The organism is Nocardia aegles, from assembly GCF_052545135.1.
On sequence record NZ_JBQWRI010000001.1, the window covers coordinates 605,448 to 621,859 of the forward strand.

General features: G+C 68.6%; 17 protein-coding genes. 9 read left to right on the top strand and 8 right to left on the bottom strand.

Annotated features, from left to right (window positions below; genetic code table 11):
* Positions 1–10 precede the first annotated feature (10 nt).
* Both sigK and ACT89H_RS02955 read left to right on the top strand, forming a co-directional pair.
* Positions 11–697: an ECF RNA polymerase sigma factor SigK gene (gene sigK / locus ACT89H_RS02950; protein ID WP_445106892.1), complete on the top strand. Its 687-nt coding sequence runs from the start codon at positions 11–13 to the stop codon at positions 695–697.
* Positions 690–1,409, top strand: a complete 720-nt coding sequence (locus tag ACT89H_RS02955) for an anti-sigma factor (RefSeq protein ID WP_445106893.1) — start codon at positions 690–692, stop codon at positions 1,407–1,409. The genes sigK and ACT89H_RS02955 overlap by 8 nt, the downstream gene beginning before the upstream one ends.
* 6 nt (positions 1,410–1,415) lie before the next feature.
* On the opposite strand, the gene ACT89H_RS02960 is transcribed toward ACT89H_RS02955, so the two are convergent.
* From ACT89H_RS02960 to ACT89H_RS02970, 3 genes are all read right to left on the bottom strand, one after another.
* Entirely contained in the window at positions 1,416–2,090 is a 675-nt protein-coding gene (locus ACT89H_RS02960; protein ID WP_445106894.1) for a PhzF family phenazine biosynthesis protein, read from the bottom strand.
* Between the two features lie 99 nt (positions 2,091–2,189).
* Positions 2,190–2,729: an alkyl hydroperoxide reductase gene (locus ACT89H_RS02965; protein ID WP_445106895.1), complete on the bottom strand. Its 540-nt coding sequence runs from the start codon at positions 2,727–2,729 to the stop codon at positions 2,190–2,192.
* A gap of 97 nt (positions 2,730–2,826) precedes the next feature.
* Positions 2,827–3,414 (bottom strand): peroxiredoxin, encoded by a 588-nt coding sequence (locus ACT89H_RS02970; protein ID WP_445106896.1) that lies wholly within the window; start codon positions 3,412–3,414, stop codon positions 2,827–2,829.
* Positions 3,415–3,589: 175 nt separating this feature from the next.
* Between ACT89H_RS02970 and ACT89H_RS02975 the strand changes: the two genes are divergently transcribed.
* From ACT89H_RS02975 to ACT89H_RS02995, 5 genes are all read left to right on the top strand, one after another.
* Positions 3,590–4,498: a hydrogen peroxide-inducible genes activator gene (locus tag ACT89H_RS02975; protein ID WP_445106897.1), complete on the top strand. Its 909-nt coding sequence runs from the start codon at positions 3,590–3,592 to the stop codon at positions 4,496–4,498.
* Between the two features lie 36 nt (positions 4,499–4,534).
* Positions 4,535–5,029 carry a gamma-glutamylcyclotransferase family protein gene (locus ACT89H_RS02980; protein WP_445106898.1) on the top strand — a complete coding sequence of 165 codons (495 nt, stop codon included), beginning with the start codon at positions 4,535–4,537 and terminating at the stop codon, positions 5,027–5,029.
* Positions 5,030–5,082: 53 nt separating this feature from the next.
* Entirely contained in the window at positions 5,083–5,673 is a 591-nt protein-coding gene (locus tag ACT89H_RS02985; protein WP_445106899.1) for a TetR/AcrR family transcriptional regulator, read from the top strand.
* Positions 5,674–5,749: 76 nt separating this feature from the next.
* Positions 5,750–6,484, top strand: coding sequence for an SDR family NAD(P)-dependent oxidoreductase (locus ACT89H_RS02990; RefSeq protein WP_445106900.1), 735 nt, complete (start codon positions 5,750–5,752; stop codon positions 6,482–6,484).
* A 1-nt stretch (position 6,485) separates the two neighbouring features.
* Positions 6,486–6,692, top strand: coding sequence for a tautomerase family protein (locus tag ACT89H_RS02995; RefSeq protein WP_445106901.1), 207 nt, complete (start codon positions 6,486–6,488; stop codon positions 6,690–6,692).
* Positions 6,693–6,756: 64 nt separating this feature from the next.
* Here ACT89H_RS02995 and speD read toward each other — a convergent pair whose 3' ends face one another.
* The 4 genes from speD to ACT89H_RS03015 form a co-directional block, all read right to left on the bottom strand.
* A complete protein-coding gene (speD, locus tag ACT89H_RS03000; RefSeq protein ID WP_445106902.1) occupies positions 6,757–7,959 on the bottom strand; it encodes an adenosylmethionine decarboxylase in 1,203 nt (400 codons plus the stop codon).
* Between the two features lie 8 nt (positions 7,960–7,967).
* Positions 7,968–9,083 (bottom strand): type III PLP-dependent enzyme, encoded by a 1,116-nt coding sequence (locus tag ACT89H_RS03005; protein WP_445106903.1) that lies wholly within the window; start codon positions 9,081–9,083, stop codon positions 7,968–7,970.
* A gap of 163 nt (positions 9,084–9,246) precedes the next feature.
* Positions 9,247–11,745, bottom strand: a complete 2,499-nt coding sequence (locus tag ACT89H_RS03010; protein ID WP_445106904.1) for a DEAD/DEAH box helicase — start codon at positions 11,743–11,745, stop codon at positions 9,247–9,249.
* 69 nt (positions 11,746–11,814) lie between these two features.
* On the bottom strand, positions 11,815–12,759 hold the full coding sequence (locus ACT89H_RS03015; protein ID WP_445106905.1) for a PAC2 family protein: 945 nt from the start codon (positions 12,757–12,759) through the stop codon (positions 11,815–11,817).
* A 281-nt stretch (positions 12,760–13,040) separates the two neighbouring features.
* Here ACT89H_RS03015 and ACT89H_RS03020 point away from each other — a divergent pair, with 281 nt between their 5' ends.
* On the top strand, positions 13,041–13,739 hold the full coding sequence (locus ACT89H_RS03020) for a sensor domain-containing protein (protein ID WP_445106906.1): 699 nt from the start codon (positions 13,041–13,043) through the stop codon (positions 13,737–13,739).
* Between the two features lie 434 nt (positions 13,740–14,173).
* Positions 14,174–15,253 carry a DUF4192 domain-containing protein gene (locus ACT89H_RS03025; RefSeq protein WP_445106907.1) on the top strand — a complete coding sequence of 360 codons (1,080 nt, stop codon included), beginning with the start codon at positions 14,174–14,176 and terminating at the stop codon, positions 15,251–15,253.
* Positions 15,254–15,429: 176 nt separating this feature from the next.
* Here ACT89H_RS03025 and galE read toward each other — a convergent pair whose 3' ends face one another.
* Positions 15,430–16,410 carry a UDP-glucose 4-epimerase GalE gene (galE, locus tag ACT89H_RS03030; RefSeq protein ID WP_445106908.1) on the bottom strand — a complete coding sequence of 327 codons (981 nt, stop codon included), beginning with the start codon at positions 16,408–16,410 and terminating at the stop codon, positions 15,430–15,432.
* Positions 16,411–16,412 lie beyond the last annotated feature (2 nt).

Here is a 16,412-nt window from a genome sequence, read left to right on the forward strand (position 1 = left end):
GGATTCGGCCATGGGCAACGAACACGGTTCTGCTTCACCCCATCGCTCCGGCGGTCCGGCCCGTGCGCGAGCGGAAACCGATGATCCGGCGCCCGCGTGCCCGCTGCCCAGCGGCTACGACCGAGCGCAGGCCACCCGTGCGAGCCGTGAGCTCGCCGCGTTGCTCGCCGCCGCCGGTGCGGGCGATCGTGGCGCGTTCACCGAGTTCTATCAGTTGACCAGTCCTCGGGTGTTCGGGCTCACGGTGCGTGTCCTGCGCAGTCACGCCGCGGCGGAGGAGGTGACCCAGGAGGTCTATCTCCAGGTGTGGTCGATGGCCGATCGCTATGATGCCACGCTGGCCACTCCCGTCGGCTGGCTCATGATGCTCGCCCATCGCCGCGCGGTGGATCGGGTTCGCGCGGAGAGTTCGGCCACCAGCCGAGATCTGGTCTACGCGCACGAAAAGCTCGGGCGCGCCCACGATGTCGTCGCCGAATCGGTCACCCAGCGCATCGAGGAGCAACAGGTCGCAAGCTGCCTGGATACGCTGACTCCCACTCAGCGTGAAGCGATCACGCTGGCCTATTACTGCGGGTGGACCTACCGAGAGGTCGCCGATCATCTTTCGGTGCCGCTGCCCACGATCAAGACCCGCATCCGCGACGGGCTGAAACGATTGGAGAAGTGTTTGTCCGGGGAAGGCGCCGATGGTTGACACTTCGCCGCGGTCGGAGGCGGATCTCATCGACCTCGCCTACCCCTGCGCGCTGGACGCGGTCGCCGATATCGAACGCAGGCACATAGATGCCCGTCTGGCGGCCGCCGCCCCGGAGGTGCGGCAGGCGTTCTCGGACACTGTGTGGCAGGTGCGCGACGTCATGGGCCGACTGGCCGTGCTCGGTGAACTCGCGCCGCCGCCGGAGCTGGAACGCCGCATCCTGGCCGCGCTGCCCGACGAGCGCGCCGAGCGGTCGCGCACGCGGATCTCGTCGTGGCGGCGGCCGCTGCGCTGGGCAGTGCCCATCGCGGCCGTCTTGTGTCTGGTGACCGGTGGCAGCGTGGTGACCGCACAGCTCATCGGCTCCCACCCGGACCCGTCCGCTGCCGACCGGGTGCATACGCGAACGGTGAACGGATCGTTCGCCGGGGGCGGGCTGCTCGTCGTGGACGCCTCACCCGAACTCGGACGCGCGGTCGTCGTCTTCGATCAGGTCGCTCCGCCGCCGCTGGGCCAGGTATATCAGGTGTGGCTGGTCGGTCCCGGCGGACAACCACGCTCGGTGGGATTGCTGAGCGACGTGCCCTCGACCGAGCGGCCGTTCGTCACCGGCTTCCGGTCGGGTGAAGTGCTCGCGGTGAGCGTCGAGCCGGACGGCGGTTCGGACGCGCCGAGCGGCGATCCCATCGTGGGCGTGACCCTGCCCTGAGCGGCGTCAGATCTCCACGGACTGGTCCGCGACGACTCGGCCGCCCAAATGGACCCAGCCGTCGGAATCCCACCGGGTGAACAATTGCGAGCCTTTGCCCTGCGTGATGACCAGCCCTTTGCGCAGCAACGCACTCAATGCCACCGCCGCGGCACCGGTCGCCTCGTCCTCGGCGATACCCATGGTGGGCGCGAACATGCGCGAGCGCAGGGCGGCGCGATGCTCGTCGGTCCATGCCCACAGGTAGTGCGGGCCGCCGGGGAACTCGTCCGGCCGCAGGGCGGCCAGCTCCTCGGCGTCCGCCAGTTGATGGAAGGTGAACGTGGGCGCCCACTCACCGCGAGCGGTGATCCAGGTCAGTCCCTCGGTGAGTTCCACGGCCACCGGGCCCGCGGGAACATCCAGTGTGTGCGCCGGGATGCCCTGCGCCGCGAACCACCACGCGGTCCCCACCGAGGGGTGTCCCGCGAACGGGAGCTCCATCGTGGGGGTGTAGATCCGCACCGCAGCGGTGCCGTCGACCGGCTCCTCGACGACCACGGTCTCGCTGTATCCCGCCTTGGCGGCCAGCGCCTGCCGGTCGGCCGCGGCCACGTCGTCCGCTCGCGCGATACCCAGCTCGTTGCCGAACCGCCCGGCGGCGTCGGTGAACACTCGCACCACATCGACCTGTGTGCCCATGCTCGCCGAGCCTACTAGGCTGCCGGGGGCGTCAGCTGTATCCAGACCACATCGGGAACGCGGAAGAGGCCCCGACGCAGGGGCCTCTTCCGGGTGAAATCAGATCGCGGCCGCGGTCAGAGCCTCGGTCGACTGCACCGCCTGGCCGACACCGGCCACGATGGCGGCGGCGCGCAGCGATTCGAAGATCACCTCGCGGGACACACCCGCTTCGCGCAGCGTGTGCTCGTGCGCCTCGAGGCAGTGCGCGCAGCCGTTGATCGAGGAGACCGCGAAAGACCACAGCTCGAAATCGGCCTTGTCGACGCCCGGCGTGCCGATGATCTGCATGCGCAGCCCGGCCCGCAAGTCGTCGTAGCGACCGCCCAGGAACGCCTTGCCCCGGTAGAACACGTTGTTCATGCCCATGATCGAGGCGGCGCCGAGCGCGGCGTTGTACGCCTCCGCCGACAGCACATCGGCGGCTTCCTCGGCGATCTCACGCAGCGTGGTCGTCGACCGGGTCGCGGCCGCCGACGCGAGCAGGGTGCCCCACAACTGCTGTTCGTTCAGCACCGTGGTGCGCGTGATGGATGACAAGTTGAGCTTGAGGTCCTTGGCGTACTCGGGAAGGGAGTTCTTCAGGTTCTCAATGCTCATTCGGCAATTCCTCTACTCGAAGCGGTCCCTGCGGGGACCAGGTCGGTGGTCGATGGTGGGGGTGACGAACCAGGAAATCCCGGTGCGACGGCGGTTGTCAGACGCTGGCGGCCAGGAGCTCGCCCGCGTCGATGGTGGGGTCGCCCTTCTTCCAGTTGCAGGCGCACAGCTCATCGGACTGCAGGGCGTCGAGCACGCGCAGCACCTCGTCGACGTTGCGGCCCACCGAACCCGCGGTGACGGAGACGAACTGGATCTCGTTGTTCGGGTCGATGATGAAGGTGGCGCGGTCGGCGACGCCGTCGGCGTTGAGCACGCCGGTGGCCGCGGCCAGTTCCCGCTTGAGGTCCGAGAGCATGGGGAACGGGAGGGTTTTGAGGTCCTCATGCTGCGCGCGCCACTGGAAGTGCACGAACTCGTTGTCCACCGACGCACCGAGCACTACGGCGTCCCGGTCCTCGAATTCGTCGTTGAGCTTGCCGAACGCGGCGATCTCCGTCGGGCACACGAAGGTGAAGTCCTTCGGCCAGAAGAACACGATCCGCCACTTGCCGGCGTGGTCGTCGCTGGTGATCCGGGTGAAGTAGTCGTCGGGCTGCTGAGCGTCGACCTTCGACAGGTCACCGCCGATGACCGCGGTGAGGTTGTATGCCGGGAATTGGTCGCCGATGGTCAGCAGGGCCATGCTCATCTCCTCGTCATGTGGTTGTCAATTGTGTTCTGCGGCATCGCGGGACCGTTTGCGGTAAACGAGCCGCCGATTCGGACCCGGTACTCATACCGCGGGTGAAAGCTCATGGGCGATCTTGCCGAAACGACGGTAAAAGGTAAACGTGATCGGTCGCACTACACTGATAGGGGTGACCGATCAGACTTATCAGCCCACCCTGTCACAGCTGCGTGCGTTCGTGGCGATCGCCGAATACCGTCATTTCGGCACCGCCGCCGTCCGTCTCGGTGTGAGTCAGCCCACGCTATCGCAGGCGCTCGCCGCCCTGGAACACGGGCTCGGTCTCCAGCTGATCGAACGCAGTACCCGGCGCGTGCTGGTGACCGCCGCGGGTATGCGGGTGCTGCCGAAGGCGATGGCGACCTTGGAGGCGGCGGACCGTTTCGTCGCGTCGGCGACCGGTGACGGGCTCGGCGGCATCCTGCGGATGGGCATCATCCCGACGGTCGCGCCCTATGTGCTGCCCGGACTGCTGCCCGAATTGCGCAAGCGGCTGCCCGAGCTGCGCCCGCAGATCATCGAGGACCAGACCGTCCGGCTGCTGGACGGGCTGCGCACCGGCGTGCTGGACGTCGCGCTGCTCGCGGTGCCGACCGAGATGCCGGGCCTGGTCGAGATCCCGCTGTATTCCGAGGAATTCGTGCTGATCACGCCACGCGGCCACGAACTGGCCGGACGCAGCGACCTCGCGGCGTCGGTGCTGGACGCCCAGCCGCTGCTGCTGCTCGACGAGGGACACTGCCTGCGCGATCAGACCTTGGAGGCGTGCCGCTCGGCCGATGTGCACCCGGCCGCCGTCGGCGATACCAGGGCCGCGTCCCTGTCCACTGTGGTCCAGTGCGTAGCGGGTGGACTCGGCGTGACGCTGATCCCGCAGATGGCAGTGCGGACGGAGACCGCCCGCGGCACGCTGGATGTGGCGCACTTCTCCGCGCCCGCCCCCGGCCGGACCATCGGCCTGGTCTTCCGCGCGTCCAGCGCCCGCGCCGAGGACTACGAATACCTGGCCGCCATCGTCCGTGCTCAACGGCCGATGTAGCCGCGCATGGTGGCGGACCGGTGAAAGGAGAGGTGAGTGGTACCGGCGGCGCAGGGAGGTGGGCGGCTGGGCCGCCTGTTCGGGTCGGATCACGCGCTGTTCGTCTACGGCACGCTGCAGTTCCCCGAGGTGCTGACGGCGCTGCTCGGGCGGGTGCCGGCGCTGCAGCCGGCCGAGTTGCCCGGATGGCGCGCCGCCGCGCTGCCGCGGCGGCTGTATCCGGGACTGGTCGCCGCGGCGCACGGGCGCGCCCGCGGCTGCGTGCTGACCGATCTCACCGCGACCGAGTGGACGATTCTCGACGCGTTCGAGGACGACGAGTACGACCTGCGCCAGGTGTGTCTTGATGGCCGGATTGTTCCGGTGTGGACCTATGTCTGGACGGTGGCGGCGGACCCTGGGGACTGGCAGCGGGATCGGTTCGCCGCCGAGCATCTCGCGTCTTTCGCCGCCCGGTCCGCACGCTGGCGGCACGACCCGGCGAGCTTCTCGGACTCGGCCGGACCCGGGTGCTCGGGTCCCGTGGCGTGAGGCCGCGCGGGCGGCGCTTCCCATTTCAAGACGACCGGTCGTATAGTCAACCTATGCCAGGACCGCGACGCAGCGAGGACACCCGGCGGCTTCTCGTCGAAGAGGGCGCCGCGGGGTTCCTGATCAACGGTTACCACGGCACGGGGATCAAACAGATCCTGGACAAGGTCGGTGTGCCGAAGGGCTCGTTCTACAACTACTTCGACAGCAAGGAGAGTTTCGGTCGCGCGATCATCGAGCACCACTCCCGCTGCGTCCAGCGCAATCTGACCGAGGCGTTCGGCGCGGCTACCGATCCGGTGAGCGGCTTGCGGGCGTTCTTCGAGCGGCTGATGGACGACTTCGTCGCGGCGGATTTCACCGGTGGCTGCCTCATCGCGAATCTCGGGGGTGAACTGGAAGGCAGTGCGCTGTTGCGAGAGTCGCTGTCGGCGGCCTGGCGTGCGTGGCGCGATCGCGTCGCCGAGCAACTCGCGCAGGCACAGCGCCTCGGCATGATCCGCGCCGACATCGAGGCGGTCGAACTGGCCGATCTCCTGCTCGAGTCCTGGGAAGGGGCGGTGATCAGGATGAAGATGGAGCGCACCCTCGCTCCGCTGCAGAAGTGTCTCGATCGCCTCCTCGGGGACTACTTCCGGCCCTGATTCCCGGTATCACAACTGTCCGGCGTCTTCGGCTTCCTGTTCCAAGACGACCGGTCGTCTATATGAAAGGACCACTATGGCGAAAACCGTCATCGTGACCGGCTCCTCCAGCGGGATCGGTCGCGATATCGCACGGGCGTTCGTGGAACGCGGCGACAACGTCGTGCTCAACGGCCGAGACCCGGAGAAGCTGACCCGGGTGGCCGCCGAACTCGGTGCGCCGGAGCAAGTGGCCACCGTGCCCGGCGATATCGGCGCCGCCACGACCGCCGCGACCTTGGTGCGCGTCGCGGTGGAGCGGTTCGGCGGCGTGGATGTGCTGGTCAACAACGCGGGTGTCTTCGGAGCCAAACCGTTCGTGGATGTCACCGAAGAAGATCTGGACGTCTATCTGAACGGCAACCTCAAAGGCACCTACTTCACCACGCAGGCCGTGGTGCGGCGGTTTCTGACCCAAGCGCGGGGCGGCAGCATCGTGAACATCGGCACCGTGCTGATCGATCATGCTCTCGCCGGGCTGCCCGCCTCCGCGGCCCTGGTCAGCAAGGGCGGCGTACACGCGCTGACCACCAGCCTCGCCGCGGAACTCGCCGCCGACGGCATCCGGGTCAACGCCGTCGCCCCGGGCATCATCCGCACACCACTGTTCGGCGACGGTGACGAGCCGGCGTCGGGCAGACTCGCGCTGTTGAACCGTATCGGCGAAGTCGCCGAAACGACGGCCGCGGTGTTGTATCTCGCCGACGCGGCCTTCACCACCGGACACATCCTCCCCGTCGACGGCGGGTACATCTCTGGAAGGACGGCCTGAAATGCCTTATGTGAACATCAAAGTCACCGACGACGGCGTCACCCGCGAGCAGAAGGCGCGGTTGATCAAGGGGGTCACCGATCTGCTGCACGACGTGCTCGGAAAATCGCCCGCGAGCACGTATGTCGTGATCGACGAGGTCGCCTTGTCGAACTGGGGCGTCGGCGGGGTCGATGTCGAGCAGTGGCGCGAGCAACAGCGCCCCTGACCGAATACGAAACGCCGAATGCGCCGGTCCCGGATTCGGGACCGGCGCATTCGGGTGCCGTCGGCTAGACCCGCAGGGCGTGCGGTTCGATCGCGCCGCGCTCCAGCGCCCTGGCGTCGATGGTTTCGGGCTTGTAGGGCAGCAGCGCCAGGCGATCGGTCATGCCGCCGACCGGGTTGTCGATCCGGTCCACCAGACCGAACAGGAACGACCACTCGTGTTCGTCGCTGCCGTAGTGCACCACGGTGCCGAACTGCTCATGGAAACGCTGCCAGGACCGCTTCAGGGTCTCGTTGCGCCACATCGTCGCGCAGCCGGCCTGGGCGCACAGCACGCCGCCGGGCGCGAGCAGCGCACGACATCGAGACAGGAACTCCGCCTCGTAGAGGCGGTTGTGCTGCGCGTCCTCGACGCGCTCGTCCGGCAGGTCGATCACGACGACGTCGTAGCGAGTGCCCGCCCGCTCGGCTTCGGCCAGGAAGTCCCAGCCGTCGGCGTAGTGCACCTTGATCGGCCCCTCACCCTTGACGGCGGCGGCCAGCTCCTCGCTGGTGTAGCCGTAGGGCAGGTGCTCGGCGCACAGCTCGACCTCGAGCTGGTCGATGTCGACGTGGTCGACGAGGGTGGCGCCCGCGGCGACCGACATCTGGCTGGCCACGCCTTCGCCGGAGCCGATGATGAGCACTTTGTCCAGCTTCTCCGCCAGCACGAAGGCGGGGACCATCATCGCCTCGTGGTAGGTGAGCTGGGAGAATTCGGTGGACTGACGGTCGTCGTCGGAGAACAGGCTGATGCCCTGCTCGGTGCGCGCGATGACCATGTGCTGGAACGGGGTGTTGGTGTCGACGATCACCTCGTGCAGGTCCCAGATGCGCGTCAGGCCCGCGCCCACCGGTTCCTCGATCCGCTGGCCGCCGTGTCCCCTGCGGATGACCTGCATGCGAACATCCTTGGGCGCCAACGCGTCCCGCAGAAGCTCGACCGCCTTCGAGGCACCTGCGCCGATGCTGCCGCAGGTGAAGACGTCGACGAAGATGTCGCCGGACTCCGGATAAGTGTGAATCGAGGCGTGGGACTCCGACAACAGCGCGAGGACGGTCACCCCCTGCGGTTCGAACTTTTTGTGTACGACATCGCAGATGGTGACGCCCGCCGCGATCAGAGACGCACGCAACGCCGATTCGAGTCGTTCGAGATCGTCGCACAGGGCTGCGTCGACACCACCGAACTCGGCCAGCACATGCCAACCGGTGAATTCCGCCGTCATGGGCAAACTCACTCTCGCTCAGCGCCCGAGACATGAACGGTCAAGGGCGGAAAACCATTGAAGGACACCGACGAATAGCTCGCGGTATAGGCACCGGTGTCGAGGATTCGAACGCGATCACCGGCTCGCAACGTGGTCGGTAAGAGGACTCGCGTGCGTTGATACAGTACATCGTCGCCGTCGCAGGTCGGACCGGCCACCACTGCCTCGTCGACAGGGTCGCCGTCGCGGTCGGTGACGAACCGGTAGGCGATGTACTCGTTCTCGGTCTCGGCCATGCCGTTGTAGCGGCCGATGTCGAGATACACCCAGCGCCGGCCGTCCGGCGCGGTGCGGACGCCGACGACCTCGGCGTGAATCGTGCCCGCCGAACCGACCAGTGCCCGGCCCGGTTCGACGACCAATCCGGTATTACCGGAAAGGAATTCGGTCGCCGCGTGGTTGACCACGGCGGCGATCTCACCCAGCGCGGGCGCCGGGTCGGCGTAGGAGATCGGAAGCCCGCCGCCGATATTCACCGAGCTGACCGAGATGTCCTTGTCGGCCAACGCCTCGGCGATCCGGCCCGCCTGTTCGATGCCGATCCGCCACGCGGTGGGGTCCAGTTGCTGGGAGCCGACGTGGAAGTACGGTCCGGCGACGACGAGCCCGACATCCCTGGCCCGGACCAGCAGCCGGAACGCCTCGCCCGGGCTACAGCCGAACTTCGTGCCGAACGGGGTGCGCGACTCCGGCGCCGAGGCGAGGAAGCGGCACTCCACCTCGGAGCCGGGGGCGTGCTCGGCGATGCGCAGCAGGTCGTCCTCGGTGTCGAAGGCGAAGCGGCGCACCCCGAGGGCGTGGGCGCGGGCGATGTGGGCGGCCTTCTTGATCGGGTTGCCGTAGCACAGCCGCTGCGGCGCCACACCCAGCCCGAGGCAGAGGTCGATCTCGCCGATGCTGGCGACGTCGAATTCCGCGCCTTCCTCGTCGAGCAGGCGCACGATCTCCGGCACCGGGCTCGCCTTCACCGCGAAACGGATCCTCGTCGGGACGCTCGTGCCCGGGGACAGCGCGGCATCGAGCGCACGGAAATTCTGGCGGACACGCTCGGGATGGATGACAAGGTACGGCGATTCGGGCATAGTTGATCTTTCGCTTCGGCAGCGGGGGAGAGAGTATCAGCGGCCCCTACCCAGGAACGAATCCGTCGAAACCTGGATTCGCCACATGGTCGCCCAACACCGTCCTTCGGACGCGGCGGATCCGCTGACCTGCGGGGACCGGGGGACCGGTAGTGGTGCGGGCTCAGCCTGCGGACACGGTGACGTCGTCGAAGACGACCTCACCCGCGGCGTCGGACTCGGCCAGGTCGACCACCGCGTCGATCGACCAGCCGTGGTCGCCCGCCGGGTCGTCCAGCACCTGCCGCACCTGCCAGAATCCGGGTCTTCGTTCCACTTGGAACAGTTGCGGGCCCCTGGCGTCGGGCCCCGTGCCGATGCGCTCGTACTCCGTGTAGTAGTCCGCGAGCGCCTCGGCCCAGTCCGGGCCGGGGCCGAGATCGGCCAGCTCGTCCCAGCGGCGCAACGCGGCCAGTTCGATCCGGCGGAACATCGCGTTGCGGACCATCACCCGGAACGCGCGTTCGTTGGCGGAGATCGGGCGCACGGTTTCGGCGCCGAACGCGATCTGGTCGGCGTCGGTCTCCGCGCCCGGGTTGGTCAGTTGCTCCCATTCGTCGAGCAGGCTCGAATCGACTTGGCGCACAAGCTCTCCGAGCCACTCGGTGATGTCGTCGAGCTCCTCGGTGCGCGCCGACTCGGGCACGGTGCGCCGCAGCGCACGATAGGCGTCGGCGAGGTAGCGCAGCACCACGCCCTCGGAGCGGGCCAGTTCGTAGAAGGAGATCAGCTCGGCGAAGGTCATGGCGCGCTCGATCATGTCGCGCACCACCGACTTCGGCGCGGGGGCGAACTCCGACACCCACGGGTGCCCGGCGCGGTAGGTCTCGTAGGCCGGTTCGATCAGTTCGGCCAGCGGCTTGGGCCAGGTTACCTCTTCGAGCAGTTCCATCCGCTCGTCGTAGTCGATGCCGTCGGCCTTCATCTCCGCGATCGCCTCGCCGCGCGCCTTGTGCTGCTGGGCCATCAGCAGCTGGCGCGGGTCCTCCAACGTGGACTCGATGAGCGACACCACGTCGAGGGTATAACTCGGAGTCTGTTTGTCCAGCAGGTCCAGCGCGGCCAGCGCGAACGGCGACAGCGGCTGGTCGAGGGCGAAGTCGCGCTGCAGGTCCACGGTCAGGCGGGCGCGGCGGCCCTGCGCGTCGGCTTCCGGCAGCTGCTGCACCACCCCGGCATCGCGCAGCGCGCGATACAGCCGGATCGCGCGCAAGATGTGCCTGCGCTGGGCGGGACGCGGCTCGTGGTTGTCCTCCAGCAGGTGACGCATGGCGGTGAAGCAATTGCCCGGCCGGGCGATCACGTTCAGCAGCATGGCGTTGGTGACCGTGAATCGCGACACCATCGGCTCCGGCTGCGCGGCGACCAAGCGGTCGAAGGTCTCCTCGCTCCAGGAGACGAAGCCTTCCGGCGGTTTGCGCCGCTGCACTTTGCGCTGCTTCTTGGGATCGTCGCCCGCCTTGGCCAGCAGCCGGGTGTTCTCCACCTCGTGCTCGGGAGCCTGCACGACGACGGTGCCCATGGTGTCGTAGCCCGCCCGGCCCGCGCGACCCGCGATCTGGTGGAACTCCCGCGCCTTGAGCCTGCGCGTGCGCACGCCGTCGAATTTGGTCAGGCCGGTGAGCAGCACCGTGCGAATGGGCACGTTGATGCCGACGCCGAGGGTGTCGGTCCCGCAGACCACCTTCAGCAGGCCGTCCTGAGCCAGACGCTCCACCAGCCGCCGGTACTTCGGCAGCATGCCCGCGTGATGCACGCCGATGCCGTGCCGGATCAGCCGCGACAGGGTCTTGCCGAATCCGGCGGCGAACCGGAACTCGCCGAGTGCATCGGCGATCGCGTCCTTCTCCGCTCGCGTCGCGAAGTTCACACTCGTCAACGCCTGCGCGCGCTCGAGCGCGGCGGCCTGGGTGAAGTGCACGACGTACACGGGAGCCTGGTGGGTGCTGACCAGCTCTTCGAGCGTCTCGGTGATCGGAGTGCGGGCATAGGAGAAGCTCAGCGGCACCGGGCGCTCGGTGCCCGCGACGACCGCGGTGGAGCGGCCGGTGCGGCGCTCCAGGTCACGGGCGAAAAAATCGACCTCCCCGAGAGTGGCCGACATGAGCAGGAACTGGGCGCGGGGAAGTTCGAGCAGCGGGACCTGCCAGGCCCACCCTCGATCGGGGTCGGCGTAGAAGTGGAACTCGTCCATCACGATTTGGCCGACATCGGCGTCCGCGCCCTCGCGCAGCGCCAGATTGGCCAGGATCTCCGCGGTCGCGCAGATGATCGGCGCCTCCGGATTCACCGCGGCGTCGCCGGTGACCATGCCGACACGTTCGGCTCCGAAGACATCGCACAGCGCGAAGAACTTCTCGCTCACCAGCGCCTTGATCGGAGCGGTGTAGTAGGTGCGCAGCCCCTGGGTGAGGGCGAACAGATGCGCGCCGACCGCGACCAGCGACTTCCCGGAACCGGTTGGGGTGGCGAGGATGACGTTGGATCCGGACGCCAGCTCGAGCAGCGCCTCGTCCTGCGCGGGGTAGAGCGGGGTGCCCTGCTCGGCGGCCCACACACCGAACGACTCGTAGAGCGCGTCGGCGTCGGTCCCCGGGATGTCGAGCAGTTCGGTCAGATCCACTCCGACAACCCTACGTCCTCGTCCGCGGGCACGCGTGCAGGGGCGATCCGGACCGGGGGGCCGGGCTGGTCAGTTCTGTTCGCCCTCGTCGTCGCCGTTGTAACGACCTTGCTCGGCGAGAAATCGCTCGAACTCGGCGCCCAGCTCGTCACCACTGGGCAGCTCGCCGTCACCCACCAGAAGACTGGACTGCCGCTCCTGCGCGGTGACGAAGCTGTCGTACTGCCGCTCCAGCGCGTGCACGACGGTCTCCACCTCGGCGTTGCCCGCGATGTGCTCGTTGACCTGTTCGCGTACCCGGGCGGCGGCCTCGCCGAGCGCGGCCAGCGGGAACTCCAGGCCCGCGTTGTCGGCGACGTGCTCCAGCAGCGTTTGCGCGGCCTCCGGGTAGGCGGTCTGCGCCAGGTAGTGCGGCACGTGCACCGAGAAGCCGACCGACTCGTGACCGTGCTGCGCCATGCGGAATTCCAGCAGCGACGACGCGCTGCCCGGAACCTGGAGCTCGCCCGGCCACCGCTGGTGCTCGGAGATCAGATCGCGGTTGGAGGAATGCGCGGTGACGCCCAGCGGACGCGTATGCGGAATCGCCATCGGAATGGCGCTCAGGCCGATGCTGCGCCGCACGCCCAGCTGTTCGGCCAGCAGTCGCACCGCGGCGGTGAACTTCTCCCACCGTAGGTCCGGCTCCAGACCCGCGAGCAGCAGGAACGGGGTCCCCGCGGTGTCGCGCAGGGCCCAGAGGTTGAGTTCTGGTTCGGCGTAATCGGCGAAATGATCGGTCTTGAACGTCATCAGCGGACGTCGCGACCGGTAGTCCAGCAGCTCGTCCACGTCGAACGAGGCGACCAGTTCGCTTTCGAGGCTTTCGCGCAGATGCGTGGTCGCCAGCCGCACCGCGTGCCCGGCGTCGGTGAACCCTTCCAGTCCGTGCACCAGGACCGGGCCCGCGCCGTCGGCGGACGACAACTGCGGAGCTGGGAACTCCAGTTCGTACATTCGCGACTCGTAGTCCATCGCGTACTCCTTCCTGCGCGGCTCCTGTCGGCCCGGACGCGTGCGGCACGCGCCAGTGTGGTTGCCCGCCCGATCGTTCGCCAACCCTGGTGGTGCGAGCCGAGCAGTCGTCCGAACCGGGGACCACTGTCCATTGTCCCCCATACCGTGGCGGTCACCGCGCACGGCCGGACACCGACCCTTACTCCGAGCCAACCGCATCGGTGGGCCGCGCATTCCCGGCCCGGCGGCGTGGCATCGCCGACCGGGCACCAGGAGTTTGGCACAGTGGGGAGGTGACCGTGGCGGATTCGAGGAGCATGCGGCTGGAGCTGCTGGCACCCGTCGTCTGCGCGGTGCTGCTCGCGGGATGCGGGTCGACGGTGCCGGGTCGCCCGGTCTCGTCGGCGCCGACTGCGGTGACCCGGCACGTGAGCGCCGAACTGCCGACACTGCTGCCGGATCCGAACCAGTTCCCTGCGCCGTACACGGCGGTGGTGCTACCTCAGGAAGCCGTGGCCCAAGCGGCAGGAGACCTGGACGGGATGGGCCGCGGCGCGAACGTCCAGCCCGGCCGGTGCGTGCCGCCGAGCCAGGACTTCGGGCCCGATCACACCGCGATGGCGGTCGGCACGGACGATGCCACGCGCGCCACGCTGACCGTCGAATTGACCCGCACCGACGAACCGTTGGCAGCCGTGCGCGCCCGGCTGGAGCAGTGCGGATCGGTGCGGGTGAACCGGGCGGGCGCCGCCACCACGGTGACGTCCGAGCCGGCTTCGCCGCCGCCGGTCGACGCCGACGACGCCCTCTCGCTGCGCAGGACCGTGCGGCCGGAATCGGGAGGTGCCCGGCTGATCCAGTCCATGCGCACGCACGTCGCGCAGACCGGGGACATACGAATCTCGGTGACCTACATGTCGTTCGCCGAAGTCGAGTCGGATAATGCGGCGCTGGATGCGCTGTTCGCCACGGCGGTGCGCACAGCGCGCGAAAGGTAGCGGGCGGCACGGTAGCAGACGCCTCCGACACGAATCGCGGGACCACCGTCGTTCCGGTCGAGTCGTGCACAGCGCGAAGCGGATTCCCCAGGGCGGCGGAATCGCCAGGTCGGCGTCGCGGACGGGAAACCGCCGAGCCGCATGGTCGAAGCATGACCACTTCCGCTGACCCGTTCCGAGCCCCCGAACCGGTCGATGCCGGAGCTTCCGGCATGGACGACCAATCGCGGCCGGGTTCCGGCCGTGGCCGCCCACCGAGGTACGGCGGCCCTTCCGACGCTGTGCCGCGTGCCGTTCCCGCCGCGATCGTCGCGCCGCAAGAGCTTTCACGCGCGGCGGAGGGCGCACCAGGTGCACGGAACCCCGGTGGCCGATCTCGGCAGGCTCGATGCCGCGAAGATCCTCCGAAGTTTCACGGCGCTCCGGAACACGTTGTGTGCGTCGACGATCCGGCAGAACTGATCGCCGCGGTGCCCGCGATGCTCGGATTCACCCCGGAACGGTCGGTGGTCGTGCTCGTTCTGCGGCCCGGGACGTCCGGTGGCGCGACCGTCGACGCGGTGGTGCGGTTCGATCTGGATTCGCCCGGTGGCCGGCGCGTGCGGGGAGCGACGCTGGCGGCCGCGGTCGCGCGGATCTGCGCGCACGACCAGGCTGCCGAGGTCATGGCCGTCGTCGTCGACGAACGCGCCGCGGAGCCGGGCGCCGAGGGCGAGGCATGTGCGGCGGGACGATTCGACCTGCTGGTCGGCTCGCTGGGCAGGCGGCTGGCCGCGTGTGACATCACGCTGGCGGGAGTGTGGGCGGTGCGTACGATCGCCGCCGGGCAGCGCTGGTGGACGTTGCGGGGACCGCAGCGGCGCGGGCTCCTCCGCGATCCGGCGGCATCCCTGGTGACGTTGACCCACGTGCTGGACGGCAGGCCGATTCGCGGTTCGCGTTCCGAGCTCACCGATCTCGTCGCGCCGGATCCGCTGGCGCGTGCCGAGGTGGCGGCGCACTTGACCGACGCGCTCACCCACGCCGGCGAGCGCTACGCGCGGGCCGCGCGTCGCGGCGATCCGATCGGATACAGCAGGCAAGCGCTGGACTATGTGCTGTGGCAGATCGCCAACACCGCCTCGGGCGCCGCGCTGATGGCGCCCGAACTCGCGAAGATCACCGCGGCCCTGCGTGATCGGGCAGTGCGGGACACGATGTTCGCCCTAGCCGTCGGCGACCACGCCGGTGCGGCCGAAGCGGTGTGGGCTGCGCTGACCCGCGCGCTCACCGGCACGGATCGTGCCGAGGCCGCCGCTCTGCTCGGCTACAGCGCTTATGTCCGTGGTGACGGACCGCTGGCGGGCATCGCGCTGGAAGCCGCGCTGGAGGCGGATCCTGGACATCCGATGGCGATGCTGCTCGACACCTCGCTGCGCTTGGGTATGCGCCCGGAACAGCTGCGCCGCCTGGCACACAGCGGCTACCGAACCGCCGCCGGTCTCGGTGTCGACCTCGAGGAACCGACGCCGTGAGGCCGGATATGCGGGTCGGTCGTACCGAGTCGCTGCGGCCTGCGCCGAATCACCGCGACGATTCGGCGGAGCAGAGTGCGTTATCCGGGCGTACTGTGTTGTTCCGGTTCCAGGGCAGTGGCACCGTCTCCGCGGCCGGAGTCGGTGCAGGGCCGACCCGGGCAGGACGCAGCGGATTATTTCGCGCTGTGCGCGCGGGAGCCGAGCGACCGGAGGAAAGCCCAGGCGTCAGTGACGATGTCGTCGAGATCGTTGTGCTCGGGACGCCAGGCGAGTTCGGCGATGGCCCGTTCGCTGGACGCGATGAGCGTCGCCGGGTCGCCGGGACGGCGGGGCGCGTCCTGCGCGGCGATCGGAAGGCCGGTGACGCGCTCGCACGCCGAGATCACCTCGCGAACGGAGAATCCGGTGCCGCTGCCGAGGTTGTAGATCCGGTGGGTGCCCGGCTCCGCGGTCGCCAAAGCCAGCAGATGGGCCTGAGCGAGGTCGCGTATATGGATGTAGTCGCGGACCGCGGTCCCGTCATGGGTGGGCCAATCGGTGCCGAAAACCGAGATCGCCTTGCGATGCCCGGCCGCGACCTGCAGCACCAGCGGGATGAGATGGGTTTCGACCACGCGGTTTTCGCCCAGCCCGCCGTAGGCGCCCGCGACGTTGAAGTACCGCAGGCTGGTCGCCGCCAGCCCGTGCGCGATCGCGTAGGAGGTGATGGCATGGTCTATGGCCAGCTTCGACGCGCCGTACGGGTTGGTCGGGCGGGTCGGAGCATCCTCGGTGATCGGAACCTGCTCGGGTTCCCCGTAGACCGCGGCGGTGGAGGAGAAAACGAGTCGCGGTGTGTTCGTGCGCCGCATCGCCTCAAGCAGCTCGAACGTCTTCACGACATTACCGTGCCAGTACTTCTCCGGCTGCTGCACCGACTCGCCGACCAGCGACTGCGCCGCGAAATGCAGGACACCGTCGAAGGGTTCGGTGGCCAGCAGCTGCGGCGCGGCGACCGCCACGTCACCCTGGACGAACCGGGCGGCGGAAGGCACGCCCTCACGATTGCCGGTGGACAGATCGTCGACCACGACCACCTCATGGCCGGCTTCCAGCAGAACCTGCGCGCAGACACCGCCGACGTAACCCGCGCCACCCGTAACGAGAAGTTTCACGG

Excerpts from the sequence above, each read along its gene's own strand:
- ACT89H_RS02960 (WP_445106894.1), bottom strand. The coding sequence starts at position 2,090 with ATGGGCACACAGGTCGATGTGGTGCGAGTGTTCACCGACGCCGCCGGG.
- ACT89H_RS02970 (WP_445106896.1), bottom strand. The coding sequence starts at position 3,414 with ATGGCCCTGCTGACCATCGGCGACCAATTCCCGGCATACAACCTCACC.
- ACT89H_RS03005 (WP_445106903.1), bottom strand. The coding sequence starts at position 9,083 with ATGCCCGAATCGCCGTACCTTGTCATCCATCCCGAGCGTGTCCGCCAG.
- sigK (WP_445106892.1), top strand. The coding sequence starts at position 11 with ATGGGCAACGAACACGGTTCTGCTTCACCCCATCGCTCCGGCGGTCCG.
- speD (WP_445106902.1), bottom strand. The coding sequence starts at position 7,959 with ATGACGGCGGAATTCACCGGTTGGCATGTGCTGGCCGAGTTCGGTGGT.
- ACT89H_RS02985 (WP_445106899.1), top strand. The coding sequence starts at position 5,083 with ATGCCAGGACCGCGACGCAGCGAGGACACCCGGCGGCTTCTCGTCGAA.
- ACT89H_RS03015 (WP_445106905.1), bottom strand. The coding sequence starts at position 12,759 with ATGGACTACGAGTCGCGAATGTACGAACTGGAGTTCCCAGCTCCGCAG.
- ACT89H_RS02990 (WP_445106900.1), top strand. The coding sequence starts at position 5,750 with ATGGCGAAAACCGTCATCGTGACCGGCTCCTCCAGCGGGATCGGTCGC.
- ACT89H_RS02955 (WP_445106893.1), top strand. The coding sequence starts at position 690 with ATGGTTGACACTTCGCCGCGGTCGGAGGCGGATCTCATCGACCTCGCC.
- ACT89H_RS02995 (WP_445106901.1), top strand. The coding sequence starts at position 6,486 with ATGCCTTATGTGAACATCAAAGTCACCGACGACGGCGTCACCCGCGAG.
- ACT89H_RS02965 (WP_445106895.1), bottom strand. The coding sequence starts at position 2,729 with ATGAGCATTGAGAACCTGAAGAACTCCCTTCCCGAGTACGCCAAGGAC.